This window comes from Streptomyces graminofaciens, assembly GCF_030294945.1.
In the GTDB taxonomy this organism is placed as follows: Bacteria; Actinomycetota; Actinomycetes; order Streptomycetales; family Streptomycetaceae; genus Streptomyces; species Streptomyces graminofaciens.
This window is the reverse complement of sequence record NZ_AP018448.1, coordinates 401,146-417,836: the sequence shown is the minus strand read 5'-3', so window position 1 is coordinate 417,836 and position 16,691 is coordinate 401,146. Positions and strand designations below refer to the sequence as shown.

17 protein-coding genes and 4 pseudogenes are annotated in these 16,691 nt (G+C 68.8%); 11 read left to right on the top strand and 10 right to left on the bottom strand.

Going from position 1 to position 16,691, the window contains the following annotated elements:
* The first annotated feature begins 279 nt into the window (after positions 1-279).
* Both SGFS_RS02105 and SGFS_RS02100 read left to right on the top strand, forming a co-directional pair.
* Positions 280-828: a YciI family protein gene (locus SGFS_RS02105; RefSeq protein WP_286247122.1), complete on the top strand. Its 549-nt coding sequence runs from the start codon at positions 280-282 to the stop codon at positions 826-828.
* Positions 829-898: 70 nt separating this feature from the next.
* Positions 899-2,035: pseudogene (locus SGFS_RS02100) on the top strand (SGNH/GDSL hydrolase family protein).
* A gap of 19 nt (positions 2,036-2,054) precedes the next feature.
* On the opposite strand, the pseudogene SGFS_RS02095 reads toward SGFS_RS02100, so the two are convergent.
* Positions 2,055-2,726: pseudogene (locus SGFS_RS02095) on the bottom strand (transposase family protein).
* Positions 2,727-2,735: 9 nt separating this feature from the next.
* Here SGFS_RS02095 and SGFS_RS51715 point away from each other — a divergent pair.
* Positions 2,736-2,871, top strand: a pseudogene (locus tag SGFS_RS51715) (IS110 family transposase); the annotation flags it as partial.
* Between the two features lie 52 nt (positions 2,872-2,923).
* Here SGFS_RS51715 and SGFS_RS02090 read toward each other — a convergent pair.
* Positions 2,924-3,361 carry a VOC family protein gene (locus SGFS_RS02090; protein WP_286247121.1) on the bottom strand — a complete coding sequence of 146 codons (438 nt, stop codon included), beginning with the start codon at positions 3,359-3,361 and terminating at the stop codon, positions 2,924-2,926.
* On the opposite strand from SGFS_RS02090, the gene SGFS_RS02085 reads away from it, so the two are divergent.
* The 5 genes from SGFS_RS02085 (at position 3,360) to SGFS_RS02065 (ending at position 9,639) form a co-directional block, all read left to right on the top strand.
* Positions 3,360-3,809 (top strand): substrate-binding domain-containing protein, encoded by a 450-nt coding sequence (locus tag SGFS_RS02085; RefSeq protein ID WP_286247119.1) that lies wholly within the window; start codon positions 3,360-3,362, stop codon positions 3,807-3,809. The two genes, SGFS_RS02090 and SGFS_RS02085, sit on opposite strands and share 2 nt — an antisense overlap.
* Positions 3,810-3,906: 97 nt before the next feature.
* Positions 3,907-4,356 carry a spore-associated protein gene (locus SGFS_RS02080; protein WP_286247117.1) on the top strand — a complete coding sequence of 150 codons (450 nt, stop codon included), beginning with the start codon at positions 3,907-3,909 and terminating at the stop codon, positions 4,354-4,356.
* A 1,385-nt stretch (positions 4,357-5,741) separates the two neighbouring features.
* Positions 5,742-7,094, top strand: coding sequence for a DUF5685 family protein (locus SGFS_RS02075; protein WP_286247116.1), 1,353 nt, complete (start codon positions 5,742-5,744; stop codon positions 7,092-7,094).
* Between the two features lie 628 nt (positions 7,095-7,722).
* On the top strand, positions 7,723-8,436 hold the full coding sequence (locus tag SGFS_RS02070) for a GntR family transcriptional regulator (protein WP_286247115.1): 714 nt from the start codon (positions 7,723-7,725) through the stop codon (positions 8,434-8,436).
* 36 nt (positions 8,437-8,472) lie between these two features.
* Positions 8,473-9,639 (top strand): NAD(P)/FAD-dependent oxidoreductase, encoded by a 1,167-nt coding sequence (locus SGFS_RS02065; RefSeq protein WP_286247112.1) that lies wholly within the window; start codon positions 8,473-8,475, stop codon positions 9,637-9,639.
* A gap of 105 nt (positions 9,640-9,744) precedes the next feature.
* Here the strand turns inward: SGFS_RS02065 and SGFS_RS02060 are convergent.
* The 4 genes and pseudogenes from SGFS_RS02060 to SGFS_RS02045 all read right to left on the bottom strand — a co-directional run.
* Positions 9,745-9,942 (bottom strand): annotated as a pseudogene (locus SGFS_RS02060) (helix-turn-helix domain-containing protein); the annotation flags it as partial.
* A 15-nt stretch (positions 9,943-9,957) separates the two neighbouring features.
* Positions 9,958-10,296 carry a hypothetical protein gene (locus SGFS_RS02055; RefSeq protein WP_286247110.1) on the bottom strand — a complete coding sequence of 113 codons (339 nt, stop codon included), beginning with the start codon at positions 10,294-10,296 and terminating at the stop codon, positions 9,958-9,960.
* A 48-nt stretch (positions 10,297-10,344) separates the two neighbouring features.
* Positions 10,345-10,548 (bottom strand): Ku protein, encoded by a 204-nt coding sequence (locus SGFS_RS51220; RefSeq protein WP_350283963.1) that lies wholly within the window; start codon positions 10,546-10,548, stop codon positions 10,345-10,347.
* 296 nt (positions 10,549-10,844) lie between these two features.
* On the bottom strand, positions 10,845-11,774 hold the full coding sequence (locus SGFS_RS02045) for a hypothetical protein (RefSeq protein WP_286259733.1): 930 nt from the start codon (positions 11,772-11,774) through the stop codon (positions 10,845-10,847).
* 137 nt (positions 11,775-11,911) lie between these two features.
* Between SGFS_RS02045 and SGFS_RS02040 the strand changes: the two genes are divergently transcribed.
* Positions 11,912-12,103 carry a hypothetical protein gene (locus tag SGFS_RS02040; protein ID WP_286247107.1) on the top strand — a complete coding sequence of 64 codons (192 nt, stop codon included), beginning with the start codon at positions 11,912-11,914 and terminating at the stop codon, positions 12,101-12,103.
* A 399-nt stretch (positions 12,104-12,502) separates the two neighbouring features.
* Positions 12,503-13,039, top strand: a complete 537-nt coding sequence (locus SGFS_RS02035) for a WD40 repeat domain-containing protein (RefSeq protein WP_286247105.1) — start codon at positions 12,503-12,505, stop codon at positions 13,037-13,039.
* An 809-nt stretch (positions 13,040-13,848) separates the two neighbouring features.
* On the opposite strand, the gene SGFS_RS02030 is transcribed toward SGFS_RS02035, so the two are convergent.
* The 3 genes from SGFS_RS02030 to SGFS_RS02020 are packed head-to-tail and all read right to left on the bottom strand — an operon-like array spanning position 13,849 to position 15,399.
* Entirely contained in the window at positions 13,849-14,262 is a 414-nt protein-coding gene (locus tag SGFS_RS02030) for an arsenate reductase ArsC (RefSeq protein ID WP_286247104.1), read from the bottom strand.
* Positions 14,263-14,293: 31 nt separating this feature from the next.
* Positions 14,294-15,028 carry an aquaporin gene (locus tag SGFS_RS02025; protein ID WP_286247102.1) on the bottom strand — a complete coding sequence of 245 codons (735 nt, stop codon included), beginning with the start codon at positions 15,026-15,028 and terminating at the stop codon, positions 14,294-14,296.
* On the bottom strand, positions 15,025-15,399 hold the full coding sequence (locus tag SGFS_RS02020) for an ArsR/SmtB family transcription factor (RefSeq protein ID WP_286247101.1): 375 nt from the start codon (positions 15,397-15,399) through the stop codon (positions 15,025-15,027). The genes SGFS_RS02025 and SGFS_RS02020 overlap by 4 nt, the downstream gene beginning before the upstream one ends.
* 105 nt (positions 15,400-15,504) lie before the next feature.
* Between SGFS_RS02020 and arsM the strand changes: the two genes are divergently transcribed.
* Positions 15,505-16,395 carry an arsenite methyltransferase gene (gene arsM, locus SGFS_RS02015; protein WP_286247100.1) on the top strand — a complete coding sequence of 297 codons (891 nt, stop codon included), beginning with the start codon at positions 15,505-15,507 and terminating at the stop codon, positions 16,393-16,395.
* Positions 16,396-16,399: 4 nt separating this feature from the next.
* Here arsM and SGFS_RS02010 read toward each other — a convergent pair whose 3' ends face one another.
* The gene (locus tag SGFS_RS02010; RefSeq protein WP_286247099.1) at positions 16,400-16,645 is read right to left on the bottom strand and encodes a hypothetical protein; all 246 of its coding nucleotides are present in this window, start codon (positions 16,643-16,645) and stop codon (positions 16,400-16,402) included.
* Between the last annotated feature and the right edge of the window lie 46 nt (positions 16,646-16,691).

Below are 16,691 nucleotides of genomic sequence, written 5' to 3'. Positions count from 1 at the left end.
CAGCCGAAAACGGGAGTAAACGCTCAGCGAGTGCCCGTTTTCAAATTCCGGTGCGTGATCTTTGGGTGGTCGTGGGGCGTCCTGAACTGGGGACGTCGGCGCCGGACGCTGTTTCTGTCGCTCGGCTGCAGAGCAGCCGTGTTCGCATGCCTTTGGTTGTGACCGCGCGGCCGTGATGGCTACGCCGTTTGAGGCAATGCTGCCTCGTTTGGAGCGCCCGGGGCATCGTCGTCAAAAGCCAGTTGAGATGGTGCCCTTGATGGGGAAGGGTCTGTGGTCATGGAGTTCTTCTGCTACCACCGTGATCGGCCCGGCTCCCTCGAGTTACGCGAGGAGTTGCTGGAGGAGCACTGGTCCTACATGGACCGGTACGCGAAGGAGCTGATCGCTCGCGGCCCGACCTTCGCCGATGATGGTGAAACACCCACCGGCAGCGTGCACATCGTCGACCTGCCCGATCCCGCCGCCGCCCGCGCGTTCGCCTTCGACGAGCCCAACTACCAGGCCGGCGCGTACCGGGACGTGCTGGTGCGCCGGTGGCGCAACATTCTGGGGCGCACCATGTGGGATTTCCCCGGTGGCCTGACCGATGGCAACCGGTACCTGGTGCTCGGCCTCGGCGAGGGCCCGGCCGCCGACCTTGCCCTGCCGCTCGACCGGGACGAGCTGGTCGCGTACGGGCCTTTGCTGTCCGACGACGGCGACACCTGGCTGGGTACGGCGGTGCTGCTCAGGGCCCCGGATCCGGACACGGCACGAGCCGTCCTGACTCAGGACCGGTACGCGGACATCGAGGTCCACGACTGGGAGTTCGGCGGGCGTCGATGAGCCACGAAGGCACCGGGTTGATGTCATCTCCGGAGCACATTGACCTGGGACAGGAGCGGTGACGGTGGCGCTGCGGGCGGTTCCACTTGTGGGCGGGCCGGTGGAGATACGGGGTGCGCTGGACCTGGAGACCACACAGGCAGGGGTGATGCCGCGCCGGTTGCCCGCGTGGACCAAGGAGCAGCACCAGGACCCGTCGGTCTACGGGGTGACCCTGATGCCTTCGGGGGTGCGGCTGGTGTTCCGCACTGATGCGCGCGAATTGGAGTTTGAGGTACTCACCTTCACCGGCCAGCTCGACTCCGACCCCTGCCCCCGCCCGACCGGGATGCTGGAGTTGCTGGTGGATGGCGCCTTGGCGGGGCGTCAGCAGGCGCCAGTGGGCAACGTGCTGCGGATGGCGGGTCCCGGGGCCGAACAGCGACTCATCCCGGGCGAGCCAGGGACCGTACGGTTCGCCGGGCTGCCGGTCGGCATGAAGGACGTCGAGTTGTGGCTACCTCAGCAGACTCCAACGGAACTGGTGGCCCTGCACGCTGACGGCGATGTGCTGGCACCGCTGCCGGACGGGCGGCGCCGGTGGGTGCACCACGGCAGTTCCATCAGCCACTGCATCGAGGCTGACGGCCCGACCGGGACCTGGCCGGTGGTGGCAGCTGCGCTCGGAGGGGTGGAGGTGATCAACCTCAGCTAGGCGGGGAACGCGCTGCTGGATCCCTATGTCGCCCGGACGATCCGCGATACACCCGCCGACCTGATCAGCCTCAAGGTGGGCATCAACATCGTGAGCCTGTCCTCCTTCCGGCTGCGGACGTTCGGCCCGGCGGTCCACGGGTTCCTGGACACGATCCGGGATGGACACCCGGACACTCCACTGCTGTTGATCTCTCCGGTGAGCTGTCCGGCCCTGGAGGAGGCCCCCGGCCCGACCGCGACCGGCCCGGACGGGAGGCTCGCCGCCCTGGGTGACCCGGCCGATGTGGCCGACGGGGCGTTGTCGCTGGCGGTGGTCCGTGCCGAGCTGGCCCGGATAGCTGCGGCACGACAGGCGCATGATCCCCACCTCCACTATCTCGACGGACGCGAGCTGCTCGGCCCGGACGAGGCAGATGACCTGGCCGACGGCCTTCACCCCGCCGCCGCCTACCGTCGAATGGGCAAGCGCTTTGCAGCCCAGGCCTTCGCGACCGACGGTCCCTTTCGCTGAAGGAGTTCCTGCCGTTTGTTCACAACGGCTTGACCAGCGCCCCCGTGCACACGCCGCCCGGCCTCGGAGACTGAACGGTTCCGCCTTGTGTTTGTGCCTCCAAGTGGCTCAGCGCGAGAGCGGACAAAGTTTCCTGGCTCAGACGGCCTGCGCGAGGTCGTCCGACTGGGCGCTGGGCGCTGGGCGCTGGGCGTTCGGCCCGGAGTGCCGGAGTGCCGGAGTGCCGGAGTGCCGGAGTGCGGGTGAGCGGCGGGTCATGAGCGTGATCGACGCCCACGTGATCAGAGCCTCACTGTGCTGCGGGAGCCGCTCATAGTCGCGGCAGTGGCGACGGGCCCACATGATCCACGAAAGCGAGCGTTCCACCGCCCACCTGCGCGGAAGGGCGACGAAGTTGGGCTGGACTGGGGGCCGGGTGACGACGTTTATCGTCAGGTTCAGGTACCTCTTCGGCCCAGTCGACCAGCTGGCCGGAGTAAGAAGAGTCGGTCCACACGCCGGTGATCTCCGGGTGTATCAACCTCAGCCGGAACAACACCTCCTTCGCCCCGTGCGAGATAGCGGATCGCATCGACGATGTCGCGGCGTGCCATTTCTCGGGCCGGCCGCCCTTGCTGGTCTGGCAGGCCGGATCCGGCAGTAGAGGTTCGAGCAGGGCCCATTCGGCGGTGGCGGTGATCAGCCGTCCGATCTCGGCGACTTTCGTGCGAAACGCGCCGAAGGCAAGCGCCATACCCAGGCCGTCCTGGCTCTCGCTCGCCGCCGCGTCAACGTCCTCCGGGCCCTCCAGCGCGACGGACCGCTACGAGCCGGCTCCGCCGGCAAGGGCTGCCGCACAAGACAAGGACGCGACACGCTGCGCGCGGCCAGTCGGTCTGACCGACCCTGTCAGACCACGCAAAACTCGTTACCTTCCGGGTCTCCCATCACCACGTGATCCGGCCTGCCCTGCAACTCGTCCTCGCGGACCACAGCCGCGCCCGCAGCGGTCAACCGCTCCACCGCCTCGACCACGCGCGGCCAGCGCACCTCCCACGGGGTTTCCCGGCCGCCACCAACTTGCACGTCGATATGCAGCCGGTTCTTCGCCACCTTCGGCTCCGGCACCTTCAGGAAGGACAAGGTGGGGCCTACGCCGTCCGGATCCGAGAGGTACGCCCCGTCATCCCACTCGTCCTCCGGGACCCCATGATGCGAGAACCACTCCTCCCAGCTCCCGAACCCTGAGGGCGCGGGCTTCTCCACATAGCCCAATGCCAGTGCCCAGAACGCGGCCAGCTTCGCCGGGTACGCGCAGTCGATCGTCAAGCTCCACTTGGTCGCCATGAGCCCTCCCCAGTCGGAGGAACGGACTGTACCGCGCACCCACGCACTGACCGAGGCGGGCCTGTCCGTGGTCGACCCTCTCGCGGGCGACTGGTCCTGCCGGAGCGGCCACGAGGCCGGTCTGCGACTCACGGACGACGACGCCATGACCGCCGTCTTCGTAGTCAACGACGACATGGCGATCGGGCTGGTATGGGCCCTGCACGAACGGGGCCGCAGGGTCCCCGACGAGGTGAGCGTCGTCGGCATGGACGACATCCCCGCCGCCCGGTTCCAGCAGCCCGCCCTGACCACGGTCGTACATGACTTCGACGCCGTGGCCACCGAGGGAGTCGGCCTGCTGTTGGAGGAGATCACGTCCCCCAGCACCGTGGAGCGCGTCCTGTACGAGGTGAGTCCACCGCTGGTCGTGCGCGAGTCCAGCGCCGCGCCGAAAGCGGAAACATGACCCCCAGAAGCTCATGTGAACCCGGGGCAACCATCCGTGCCGTTCGAGGGTCACATTAAGTGTGAGCAAAGTGCTCACATAGGCACAAGGGGGAAATATGAGAATCGCGCGTAATGTCGCAGCCGTCGGAGCGTTAACCGCGTTGGCGGTGGGCTCCGCGACCGCGTTCAGCACGACTGCCTCGGCCGCACCCAACGTCACACCGCAGGGCGTCTGTGGCAGCGCCTACAAGACCGTGAACTCCGCGCCTGTCGGCTCGCTGGGCACGATCTACCTGACGTACAACTCCTCGAACGGCAAGAACTGCGTCGCGACCATCCGCACCAACCCGGGCACGCTCAAGTACATGTCGGCGTACATCTACATCCCCGCCACCGAGGAGTGGGCCCAGGACGCCGACGCCTACACGTCGTATGCGGGTCCGGCCACCGTTTACGGCAAGGGCTACTGCGTCAACTGGGGCGGCAACATCGACAACGTCTACGTGTCGGTGGAGAACTCCAACTGCGGCTCCCTGAAGGAGCACCGGGTCACCGAAGTCCGCTGATCCGCTCATCACCCGGTCACGAGCTCCCGCGTCACCGCCTCCCACAGCCCGACCGCGCGGACCTTCCCGCTACCGGCCATGGGAAGGCGTACCTGAGCCGCAGGTGACGCGGAATCTCGCACCAGACGGACCTACCAACGACCAGCAGGCCCGGAACAGCCGCGGCCCCCTCCTGGCCACCGCCGGGAGGGGGCCGCGGGTCCTTGACGGCGGGTCACAGAGGCCAGAGACCCGGTGGTGAGCGCTGTCACGGTCATGGCGAGCGTGGTGCCGTGTGCACGGCAGGTCCACCGGTAGCGGCTTCGACGGCGAGTGGGTCGACCTCACTCTCTTCGTACCGCTGTACCGGCTTGTGGATGGCAGGTGATCGCCCACGACTGGCACGGCACGGCACGGCACGGCACGGACACGGCACGGCACGGACACGGCACGGCACCGGGCGGGCAACCAGTTGGTCGCCGTCGTGGTGTCGGTATGGGTGAGGGCGGCTTCCACCCGGGCACGCGCCTCGGGGGCGCGCTGGAGCCGGCGGATGACGGCCTGAGCGTACGGCGGATCAATGGCGTCGGTGAGATGGGTGGTGATCCATGTGCTGTCGTGGGCCACCTGCTGCACCAACTCGGCGGCCGGCACGCCCGCGCCGACCAGCGGGTAGTAGACCGAGACGTCCACCTCGACCCGCCCTTTCAGGCTGCGCTCGTGCCGGGTTGCGCTCCAGGTGTCCTGCGCAGCAGCACGGAGCCGTGCTCGAGCAGGTCTGCTTGTGCGGCGACGGCGGAGGTTTGATCCTGGGCCAGTTGGCGGTGGCGGTGGCGGTGGCGGTCGGCGACCAAGGCGAGGTATGCCCGGCGGTGTAGCGGGTGCTGGAGACCATGTCGCCGGTCAGGCGTGTCAGAAGAGCGTCTCCGAAGTGGGTCCGCGCTGTCACTGTGCCGTGCGCTGCTTCGCGCGCGGGGGTGTTGGCGGCCGTGGCCGGTCGTTTGTGCACCGCTGCGGCGTGGGCCAGGGCACGGTCGACCTTCACGAGGCAGAACTCGCACCCGAACACGGATAAATGCGTCGCCCCGAACACAACTGGCGCGCCGAACGCGATTCCCATGGTCGGCCGCCACGGCGCCGAGTCCGGCTGCTGCTCCAGCAGATCGTCGATCGTTGCATGAAGTGCTGTCGCGAGGGTGACCAGGTTGTTCGTCACACAACGATCTAGGACCCCTGTCGTTCTCGCCTCCGCAGGCACCCCTCGAAATTGACCATCTAGGATGTCGGCCGCGCGTCGACGTCACATGTGGTTGACATCGCGCGCGATCGTGCCTGGGTGGTCGTGCGTCCGTGAGTCGTCCATCTGGCTGTGTCCGGGTAGCTGTATCTACGGGGGGAGAGCTTCGGTGTTCGGAATCATCAGGCCATGCCGTCATCGTCTGGGCGAGGGCATGCGTACCGAGTGGATGGCGCATCTGTGTGGGCTGTGCCTGGCGCTGCGCGGCGAGTACGGGCAGTTCGCGCGGGTGGCCACCAACTACGACGGACTGATCGTCTCGGTACTGACCGAGGCGCAGTCGGAGCGTACCGGTGACTGGCGGCGAGGCGCCGGTCCGTGCCCGCTGCGCGGGATGCGGTCGGCGGAGGTGGCGCAGGGCGAGGGCGCGCGGCTGGCGGCGACGGTGTCGCTGGTGCTGGCTGCCGCGAAGATACGTGATCATGTGGCCGACGGCGACGGCGTGTTGGGGCGCCGTCCGGTAGCGCTGGCGGCACGCCGGATCGCTCACGGCTGGGACCGTGCGGGTGTCGCGGGTGGCGAGCGGCTCGGCTTCGACACTGCGGTGCTGCTCGGCGCGGTCGAGCGTCAGCCGGAGATCGAGCGGTTGACCGGTCCGGGTGGCTCGCTGTTGACGGTCACGGAGCCCACGGAGACGGCAACCGCCGCCGCCTTCGCGCACACCGCGGTGCTCGCCGATCGCCCGGGCAACGCCGAACCGCTGGCGGAGGCCGGTCGTCTGTTCGGTCGGCTGGCGCATCTGCTGGACGCGGTGGAGGACCTGGAGGCGGATGAGGCGTCCGGCGCGTGGAACCCGATCGCAGTGACCGGTGCGGACCGCGCCGAGGTGCGTCGGCTCTGCGACGATGCCGTCCATGGGATCCGACTCGCCCTGTCCGAGGCCGAGTTCGTCGATGGGCGGCTGGTACGGGCGCTTCTGGGCGGGGAGTTGGAGCGTGCCGTCGACCGCGTCTTCGAGCCCCGTCGTCACCAACAGCACCGCCACCAGGCGCGGGACCCGCTCATGCTGCCCTGGCTGGGACGTCGTACGGCGACGGAAGCGCCCTCGGGGACCGGTACGGGCATGGCCTGCGGCGTCGGGGCGCTTGCGAGCGCGGTTCCGGAGGGCGCCTCAATGGCCTCGGGTCGGCCGCGGGAAGGGGAGTGTCGGCGGTGCGGCCAGTGGCGCCAGTTGTGCGGCGATTGCAGGTTGTGCTTCAACTGTTGTACCTGCAACGAGGACGCTGACCAGGATGACGGAGAGCCCTGGCAGTTCGGCGACGGCAATCGCAACGGTGGCTCGGGCCGGGACAGTTCCGGGGGCGACGGCTGGTTCGGCGGCCCCAGCGGCGGCAACTCGGGCGGCTCCTCCGGTGCTTCGGGCGGCGGCGGTCATGGGTCCGGCGGCGGCTCGGGTGACGGCTGCGGCGGTGGCGGTGGCTGCTGCAACCCATGCAAGTGCTGCTGCGACTGCTGCGACTGAACGACGGATGAGCCGGGCGGGCCCCCTGTCCTCGGAGGGCAGTTGGGTGCGGGGGCTTCTCGTCACGGTATGCGTCGACACTCTGCTGAATCGGGCCGTCCTCCAGTTCCCGGGTACGCCGCAGCCCCCCGGGGCCGGGGAGGGGGCGGGTGCCGGTGTCCGGCGTGGAACGCGCCTGGTCGTTCCTGCCCGAGACGCCTCGTCCGTGCCGCCTCGTACTGGCTCGCCGCCAGTCCGGTTCTTATGAGCACTGGCCTTACCAGAAAGGTGGCTGCTGAGCAGATCCTCGGAACCGAGCTATTGACCGGTCAATTGACTGATTGTACGGTCTAGTGGACGGTGCAGGTTGCCGTGCAGATCAGGCGGGAGACCGACATGACGAATCAGGCAAGGGCCCAGCCCACTGGGGCTCGACTGCCAGGTGAAAAAGATCTCCACCGGGGGAACGGCAGCGGCCGTTACGGGCCCAGCGTGTCCTCAGCGAATCGGTGGAGACGGGTCTGATCGACCGTCATCGGCGTTGCGGGACAGGTCGGGGACAGCGCCCCGCGCGCAAGAACGCGGACGCCGAAGAACTGGCTGGTCAGCTCACTCTTACCAGTCAATTGACTGAATGTACGGTCTGACCATGACCGTGCCACTCTATGTACAGATCAGGCGAGAGTTCGAAGCGAAGATCCGGGACGGGGCCCTGCCGCCTGGCTCGCGTCTGCCAAGCGAGATGGACATCTGCACCGAGTACGGCGTCAGTCGTGCCACGGCCCAACGGGTCCTCAACGACCTGGCAGAGGCGGGACTGGTAATCCGCCAGCGGCGCCACGGAACGTTCGTCGCGGATGTGACACGGCAGATCAATCTGCTCAACTTCGTCACCCCCGCGGCGGCCGCGAAGGGCGCACCGGGCAGACACGAAGTCGTTTCCGCGCGGATCGTCAGGGCCGCCGACGCCGTCCTGCCCCTCCCCGGCGCCTCCGCCGACACGGCCGTAGTGGAGCTGGTCCGCCGCAAGCTGAACGTACGCGAGGAGCCCCAGTCGGTCGAGCGGCACGTCGTGCTCTTCGCAGCCGCCCCCGACCTGCTGAACGAGAACCTCGAAGACCTCGTCACCCTCCCGTATCTGCAGCTCAGAGGAGTACCGATCGACGCGATCCGGCTCTACCTCGACCCGGTGATCCTCGACGAGCGCGATGCCGGATTGCTGCACAGCGAGACCGGAACGCCCGTGCTGATGAGGCGCAGGGAGTTGCGTGCCGACGACGGAAGCACCATCGAGGTGGTCACGACCCTCGTCCGTCCGGGAACCGCCGAGTTCTTCCTGGAGCTTCCCGTCCCCGCCATGTGAGCAGCGTGCCGCTGCCAGAAAGGAGATGAGCACACAATGAAGGTCATCATCGTCGGTGCCGGCGTGCTCGGCGTGAGCGTCGCAAGGCAGCTTGCCGTCGTCGGCGAGGACGTTCTCCTGCTCGATCAGCGGGGAGCCGGCACCGGTACGACCGCGACCACGTTCGCCTGGACCAACTCCAACCGGAAGCCCGACCCGGACTATCACCGGCTGAACCTCGCCGGGATGGAGGAGCACGCCAGGCTCGCCGAGCAACTGCGCGGCGCACCGGCGTACTTCCCCAGCGGGGCACTGCACTGGGCGGACGCCGCGAACGAGCAGCGGCTCGCCGGTAACGTGGAGCGACTGCAGGCCCTCGGCTACCCCGCACTCTGGGTCACGGTCGACGAAGCAACGCGGATCGCAGGCGGCCTCCGCATCCCGGCGGCCATCACGTCCATCGCACACTTCCCCGGCGAGGGATACGTTCTGCCGGACCGTTTCGTGAACAACCTGCTGGCGGACGCCGAGCAGCACGGAGCCGAGTGCGCGATAGGCGAGGTCGTAGCCATCGACGACGGGCCGGACGGAGTATCCGTCACCTTGGCCGGAGGCCGGGTCTGTACGGGCGATCGAGTCGTCCTGGCGGCAGGTCGCTGGACAGAACAGCTCGCGGCACGGGCCGGGATCGACGTTCCCATGGTGACGGATGTCAGCCGCGGAGCACAGACCGTCGGCCTGCTCGGGTACGCCAGGTCCCCGGAACTCGACCTGCGCTGTGTGATCCACAGCCCAGGCCTCAATCTCCGCCCCGAGGCCAGCGGGCATACCGTCCTGCAGGCTCTCGATCTGAACGCCGACGTCGATCCGGCAAACCCTCCGCCCCGGGACGGGGACCTCGCGGGCACCCTCGCACAGCGGTTCTCCGCACTGCTGCCCGACCCGGGCCGGGCACCGGAGATCGACCTGCGCATCGGTTTGCGGTCACTGCCCGCGGACGGCCACACCGTCGCCGGCTATGCCTCCACGCGGTCCCGCGTCTACTGCCTCGTCTCGCACAGCGGGGTCACCCTGGCGCCGATCCTGGGACGGCTGGTCGCAGCCGAGATCACAACCGATCAGGAACAGGACCTCCTTGGGGCCTTCCGGCCCACACGATTCACCGGCGTGCGGCGCTCGGACATCGACGTGGATCAGCACGCCACCAGTCTGGGCGAGCAGTAGCCGACATCGCCGTCACCGCGAGGCCTCGGGCTGGTATCCGAGCCGCGCAGCCAACGCGCAGGTGCGTCGGACGAAGTCGAAGTCAGGTTCCCCACGGCGGCTTTGGCTGCCGTCCACGATGAGCACAGTGTCATTCGCGAACCGGCGCCGCGGCTGAAGCGTCGGCAGGGGGCCAAGCTGGTCAATTATCCGGTGCGCGGCAGACTTCGAGACCCCGAACAGCGGGGCGAGCTGGCGCGTTGTCAAGTTTGTCCGCCAGTAGGCCGCGACAAGCAACAGCCCATCTTCCAACGGCAGTCCCCACCGGTCACTGCTTGATCATTCCATTGCTTCAGGTTCTCCCTGCTCGAACGCGATGCGGCAGCGTTCAACCTGCTCGGCCACGTGCTCCATGAACCAGCGCATGATCTCGTAGGGGATGACGTGCTCGTCATGGCTGTGGATGTGGACGGTCGGCTCCAGGTCCGGATCCTCGTCGGGTATCACCGCCACCAGGAAGGCCACTCCAGGCAAATGAGTTTCCGCGTTGGGGATCTCAGCCCACGTGGCCGGCGCCGGGACGGCCTCGCTCAGCTCCACACACCATGCGTCGTCCGGCAAGGCGTAGTGGAACTGGACGGCATAATGACGACCTGCATGAACGCGCAACTCTGGCATGTCCGCAGGCTGTCACAGCCCCGCGTCGGAGTCTCGCGAGTATCCCGCTCAGAACCCGGCGCGGGCTCCAGCCCGCCTTTGCGGGACAGCCTCTAGTTCAACGAAGGTCGCGATTCGAAGGCGCTGATATCGATGGCCTGGGAGCGGCCCGGCGCGATCGTCCAGTTCCTCGGGCTCGACGACGACGTACTCGCCTTCGGTTACCTCGAAGCCCTTGACGATGTCCTCGGCCGATACTTCCCTCCCGGGCACGTTCGTTGACCCGCCGGTTTGCGGATCCGGTCGGCGGTACCGCGCTGGAGCTGGTGGAAGTGGACGGTGTGGTCCTCGATGGCGCTGTAGAGCCCGACGGAGACGCTGACCAGCCCGAAGGTGATCACGCCAGTCCAGATCGCGCGTGCCATGACCACTCACTTCCGTCCTGTCTGTCCCAGACGCACCCGGCGCAGAGGTGGTCCTGGTGACCACGCCGGCACTGTTGCGCTCGGAGCGCGTGCCGGGCGAGTAGGGACCGGCACGGCGGCCCACCGCCCGATCCTGCCCGGTGTCTACTTGAGGTGTCCCGACAGACGTTTCACCTCCTGCGCCGCCTCAAGCACGGCCTGTTCGGCCTGGGCCGTTGCCTCAGCGGCCGCACGACCGCGTTCCTCGGCATCGTTCTGTTCCTGGTCGGCTTGCTGGAGTTCCTCGTGTGCCTGCCGCAGTTGCTGTTCGACGGCGGCGACCTGCTGGTCGGCCTGGCCGTGCCGGTCGCGGGCCCGCTCGAGAAGCGCGTCGGCCTCTGCTTGTACGGTGCGCAGGTCACGCAGCCGTTGCTCGGCGGCCCTGGCTTCCTGACGGGCCTGATCGAGCTGCTCCTGCTTCTGGCGGCGCCGCTCGGCGAGTTCGTCCTTCGCCCGAGTTCGTGAAGAAGGCGGCGTGGCTGCTGATCGGGCCGGCTTTCGAGACGTGCTGGCCGTGTCGGCCTCGGGGGAGAGGAAGCCTGTCGGTGGGGTGAGCGCGTTCTCCAGACGGCCGGTGGCCCACAGATCGGCCGCGTCCTGGTCGGCGAGCACGGCGCGCAAGGTGGATTCGACGTCCCGCTGAACGCTCTCCGACAGCCGATGCCCGGCCTCAAGGGCAAGCTCGGCGGCCCGCCGGGACAGCGCGAGGACGATCTTCCGGCGCTGCTCGGACAGCTCTTTGATCCCGTCGGCGTCCAGGCTCTGGTAGGCCTCACGCAGCGCGCGCCCCAGCTCCAGGAAGCGCCGGCTCTCTTCCGGCTCTGAGCGCAGCAGCAGGTTGGCTGCCCATGCGGCGAGGGAGGGACGGCGGGCGGCGTGGATGAGGCGGGCATCAGTCACCCGTCGGGCCGCCTTGGCCTGAGCAGCCAGCTCCTCCCGTCGGGCGACGAACTCGGGCGGCGCGGTGGTGTAGAGGTCGTCCAGAAGCTCCTCCACGCCACGCTCTTCGCTGTCCCGTGCACCCTTACGCCGCATGATCACCAGATTCCGTCGAGCCGGGCCGCCGCGCACCTCGGGGCCCCTCGTACGGCGGGCGTGGCTGTGAGCAGTCGGTGTGCCCGCAATGCGGAAACATGTATGCGGTAAGGAGCGAACCCGTACGTACTCCACCAGTGAAGGGCGTGCGCTCCGGCCAGGGCGTCTACGAGCTCACCCGGGCACCTGACGGACGCGCGACATGGCTGTACGGCCCGGAGATAGTGCGCGGGACCTGCTACATCGTGTGGCGCCACATCGGCACCCAGGTTGCAGCGAAGCTGAACGGCACTTTGGGGCGGCCCCGGTACGCGGCGCGGGACGCATGACCGCGCTATGTGATGGAAGCGCTGAAGACCGGGGTGGTCAGGAATCCTGACGACGTGAGCGAGCAGATCGGGCATGTCCGCGCGGGCATCTCCGCGTCCGAGAGGTGTGCCGTGCACATGTTCCTCCTGGACGGCATGCCCCGCACCACCCACATGCAGGTCGGCGGCGCCAACCGACCCGCTGCCCCCGGTACGAGCCCTGTGCGCGGTGCACGCGGGCTGAGGGTGTCAGCGGGGGCTGATTGGATGCGGCCATGTCTGATGATCTGAATGTTGACGGGGATGCGGACCTGGCGGCGCGGATCACCGACGTACCGGTGCACGACGGAACCGACGTGGGGTGGGCGACGGGGTGGGCCACCCCACGTCGGGTGGGCGACGGAGTGGGCCACGGGCGGCATGATCGACCACGATCTCGGGCGGGCTCTCACCGGCCACACCGAACCGGTGCGGGGGGTGGCGACGGGGATGGTGGACGACCAGGTCGTCGTGGTCACCGTCGGCGATGACAAGACGGTGCGAAGGTGGGACCCGACCACCGGCCGGCCGATCGGTGAGCCCCTCACCGGCTACACCCACCAGGTGAGAGGGGTGGGCACGACGGTGGTGGACGGCCGCCCGATCGCCGTCGCCGGCGATTGGGACGGGAACGTGCTGGTGTGGGATCTGGCCACCGGCGAGCCGGTCGACGACCTCCCGGACAGCGAAACCGGCGGGGTGTGGTGGATGGCGCCTGCGGTGGTGGACGGCCTCCCCGTCGTGGTCGCCGCCGGCGACGACGGGGGCGTGTTGATGTTCGACGTGACCACCGGCGAGGAGTCCGACGCATGCCTGAGCTGCGGCAGCTGGGTCTTCGCGATGGCGACCGCGGTGGTGGACGGCCTTCCTGTTGGTTCGATGCCCCGTCGGCGCATCCAGAAGCGGATCATCGCCTGACGACACCACTGTCGCCCGGTGACGGCCGTCGCCCTGCCGACAAGCGGCTGCGCGCCGCCCAGGAGGAGGCCGGTGTCCCGCCTGGGAGCTGGAGGGGCCGGGGTCTGGCCGCGCTTCGGGCTCACAGCGGGTGAGGTGGTGACCGGGCGGCGGCCCAGCTGCTCCTTGGCGAGGGACGACACCCCCGTGTGCTGGAGCTGTGCCAGGAGATCGCCCCGGTCATGGAGATCGCGCCGTCAAGTGGGGCAGCCAGGACCCACTGTCAAGGCCAATGTCTCCGGGCCGAGAGAGACTGGCTGCGCCTGGCGGGTGACCGAAGGAAGACCAACCGCTTTTCTGGGGCACATGTCGAGGTGAGTGCCTGGAGGGGCGGTGAGGCTTTTCAGGAGTCGCTGGACAAGCCGGTTCCCAAGGGCGGGCTTGGGCGTTCGGCGAGCAGTCGCTGTATCCGTTCCCGTACCTCGGGTGGAAGACTTGCGAGGCGCCCAGTACCCGGCGCGCACGGCGTTCTCTTCGCTGGGCGGCGGACTCCCTGGACCGAGTAGCAGCTCCAGCGGCCGTGAGCCAGGGATGTGGCCGGCCCCTCTGGTGAGGTGAGGAACGTGGTGACGGCTGGTCCGAGCCATGTGAAGACTGGGTCCATGGCATGCCGTACGACGCCGTCGTTCGTGCCGCCGGACATGTCCAGCTTGTGGCGGAGTTCGTCCCAGTACGTTCGGGACCAGCCTGCGCCGTCGTTGCTCTGGGGTGGTACAGCCAGTTCATGTCCATCGGGTTCGGTGGCTGCAGGATGTCGGCCCGTAGGGTGATCAGCTGGGCAGAAGCTCGTCGACGAGCGCGCGGACGCGGGTCTCGATCTCATCGCGGATCGGCCGGACTGCGTCGATGCCCTGTCCGGCGGGGTCGTCGAGCTTCCAGTCGAGGTAGCGCTTGCCGGGGAAGACGGGGCAGGTGTCGCCGCAGCCCATCGTGATCACGACGTCCGAGGACCGCACGGCGCCTGTGGTCAGGACCTTCGGGGCCTCGGCGGAGATGTCGATGCCGACCTCGGCCATCGCGGCCACAGCTGCGGGGTTCACGCTGTCCGCCGGGGCAGAGCCCGCGGAGCGGACCTCGATCCGGCCTCCGGCGAGGTGGGTGAGCCAGGCGGCGGCCATCTGGGAACGGCCGGCGTTGTGGACGCAGACGAACAGCACGGACGGGCGCGGGGCGGGAGTGCTCATGAGCGGTTCTTTCTCGAAGGGAACGGTTCGGTCAGGAGACGGCGGGTTCCGGCTCGCCGTGCGGGACGACGACTTCCTCCGCGGAGGGGCCAGGGCGGCCGTAGACCGCCGTGACGGCCCCCAGCCCGAGCACGGCTCCGAGCGCCTGGGCCGCGATGAAGGGGGCGACGGAGGCGGGGGCGATACCGGCGAAGGTGTCGGTGAAGGCGCGGCCGATGGTCACCGCCGGGTTCGCGAAGGACGTGGAGGAGGTGAACCAGTAGGCGGCACCGATGTAGGAGGCCACCGCGGCCGGAGCGAGCGAAGCGCGGCCGATCCGGTTGAGGCCGAAGATCAGCAGGATCAGTCCGGCCGTGGCCACCACCTCGCCCAGCCGGAGATGGCCGGCGGACCGGTCGTGGGTGGAGAACTTCACCAGCGGCTCGCCGAACATCGCGTCAGCCAGAACCGCGCCCCCGACAGCGCCGACTATCTGGGCGGGCACGTACCCGGCGACGTCCCGCAGAGTGAGGCCGTCCGCGGTACGGCGACCGGTGAACCAGGCCGCGAGGGTCACGGCGGGGTTGAAGTGCGCCCCTGAGACCGGCCCCAGCAAGGCGATCAGCACGCCCAGGCCGAAGACCGTGGCGAGGGAGTTGGCGAGCAGTTGCACACCGACGTCCGGCGACAGTTCGGCGGCCTGGATACCGGAGCCGACCACCACCGTCACCAGCAGCCCGGTCCCGATCGCCTCAGCGGCGATCCGGCGGCCGAGGGAGGCGGTCACGCGCCGGCTCCCGCGGGCTGCGGGGCGGTCAGGAACGCGGCCAAGCGGTCCAGGACGCCGGGCAGCACCCAGTAGTAGACCCAGGTCCCGCGGCGCTCACAGTCGATGAGCCCGGCCTGCCGCAGCAGCTTGAGGTGATGGGAGATCGTCGGCTGGGACAAGTCGAAGGCCGGGGTCAGCTCGCAGACGCACACCTCGCCGCCCTCCCCGCGTGACGCGATCATCGACATCAGCCGCAGCCGGACCGGGTCGCCCAGCGCCTTGAACACCTTCGCCAGCTCGGCTGCCTGGTCCTCGCCCAGCGGCGCGGCAGACAGGACCGGGCAGCAGCCGGCGTCCTGGCCGATCAACTCAAGCTCTTGTTTCGACATGCCTCTATGTTGACGTTTTTCGATTCAAGGCGCAAGGTTGCATCAAAGAACGTCAATACAGGCCGTTCCGGGGCACCGCCATGCCCTGTCACCCAGGAGTGCGTCATGAGCGAACAGACCACCGACCTGCGCGAAACCGTCCGCCGGCGGTACGCCGCCGCGGCCGTGAAGGTCACTGAGGGCGGCACCGGCTGCTGCGGGCCCGATCCGGTCGAGGTCGACGAGAACTTCGGCTCCACCCTCTACGCCGCCGACGAACGCGGCGCCCTGCCCGCCGAGGCCGTGGCCGCCTCCCTCGGCTGCGGTAACCCCACGGCCGTAGCCGACCTGCGCGCGGGTGAGCGCGTCCTCGACCTCGGTTCCGGCGGCGGCATCGACGTCCTGCTCTCTGCCCGCCGCGTCGGCCCCACCGGCAAGGCGTACGGACTGGACATGACCGACGAGATGCTCGCCCTGGCCCTCGCCAACGCCGCGAAGGCGGGCGCGGCGAACGTGGAGTTCCTCAAGGGCACGATCGAGGCGATCCCCCTGCCCGCGAACACCATCGACGTGGTCATCTCCAACTGCGTGATCAACCTGTCCACCGACAAGCCGGCCGTCTTCGCCGAGACCTTCCGCGTACTCAAGCCCGGCGGCCGGATCGGCGTCTCCGACGTCGTCGCCGACGACACCCTCACCCCCGACCAGCGGGCCGAACGCGGCGACTACGTCGGCTGCATCGCCGGCGCGCTCTCCTTCGCCGAATACCGCGTGGGTCTGGAAGCAGCCGGGTTCACCGACGTCGAGATCACCCCGACCCACCAGGTCGCGGACGGCATGCACTCCGCCATCGTCCGAGCGCTCAAGCCCACCGGCTCCGCTCAGACCAGCAGTTCGGCCGCAGCCGGTGAGTGCTGCGGCGTCAACGCCTGCTGCACTCCGAACGAGCAGGCGACCGACCCTTTGACCACGGTCGCCGAAGCGAAGGCTTCCAGCGGCTGCGGCTGCCAGGGCTGAGCGCTCAGCCGTAGACATCCCGGGGAACCCGTGCGCCGAACCGCTGTGACAGCGGTTCGGCGCACGGGTTCCGGGCGTTCGGGGGCCTGGAATCTGCGATCCCGCGCGGTTCACGGAGGCCGACACGGAAGCGGCCGGTGCGGAGGTCGTAGACGAAGGCGGTGACGGCCCAGCGGAAGAGGAGGCGCTGTTGGCGGGTGAGGCGGTCCAGGTCGGTGGTGAAGCGGGGCAGGGTCTCGTAGGTCGGCACGACGGTGTCCTCCAGGAAGCGCGAAGCTCCCGGCGGGGCCGGGGGC

Bases quoted from the DNA above. Each gene is read 5' to 3' on its own strand.
- SGFS_RS02030 (WP_286247104.1), bottom strand. From the start codon at position 14,262: ATGAGCACTCCCGCCCCGCGCCCGTCCGTGCTGTTCGTCTGCGTCCAC.
- SGFS_RS02045 (WP_286259733.1), bottom strand. From the start codon at position 11,774: ATGCGGCGTAAGGGTGCACGGGACAGCGAAGAGCGTGGCGTGGAGGAG.
- SGFS_RS02070 (WP_286247115.1), top strand. From the start codon at position 7,723: ATGACCGTGCCACTCTATGTACAGATCAGGCGAGAGTTCGAAGCGAAG.
- SGFS_RS02020 (WP_286247101.1), bottom strand. From the start codon at position 15,399: ATGTCGAAACAAGAGCTTGAGTTGATCGGCCAGGACGCCGGCTGCTGC.
- SGFS_RS02080 (WP_286247117.1), top strand. From the start codon at position 3,907: ATGAGAATCGCGCGTAATGTCGCAGCCGTCGGAGCGTTAACCGCGTTG.
- SGFS_RS02105 (WP_286247122.1), top strand. From the start codon at position 280: ATGGAGTTCTTCTGCTACCACCGTGATCGGCCCGGCTCCCTCGAGTTA.
- SGFS_RS02065 (WP_286247112.1), top strand. From the start codon at position 8,473: ATGAAGGTCATCATCGTCGGTGCCGGCGTGCTCGGCGTGAGCGTCGCA.
- SGFS_RS02055 (WP_286247110.1), bottom strand. From the start codon at position 10,296: ATGCCAGAGTTGCGCGTTCATGCAGGTCGTCATTATGCCGTCCAGTTC.
- SGFS_RS02090 (WP_286247121.1), bottom strand. From the start codon at position 3,361: ATGGCGACCAAGTGGAGCTTGACGATCGACTGCGCGTACCCGGCGAAG.
- arsM (WP_286247100.1), top strand. From the start codon at position 15,505: ATGAGCGAACAGACCACCGACCTGCGCGAAACCGTCCGCCGGCGGTAC.
- SGFS_RS02085 (WP_286247119.1), top strand. From the start codon at position 3,360: ATGAGCCCTCCCCAGTCGGAGGAACGGACTGTACCGCGCACCCACGCA.
- SGFS_RS02035 (WP_286247105.1), top strand. From the start codon at position 12,503: ATGATCGACCACGATCTCGGGCGGGCTCTCACCGGCCACACCGAACCG.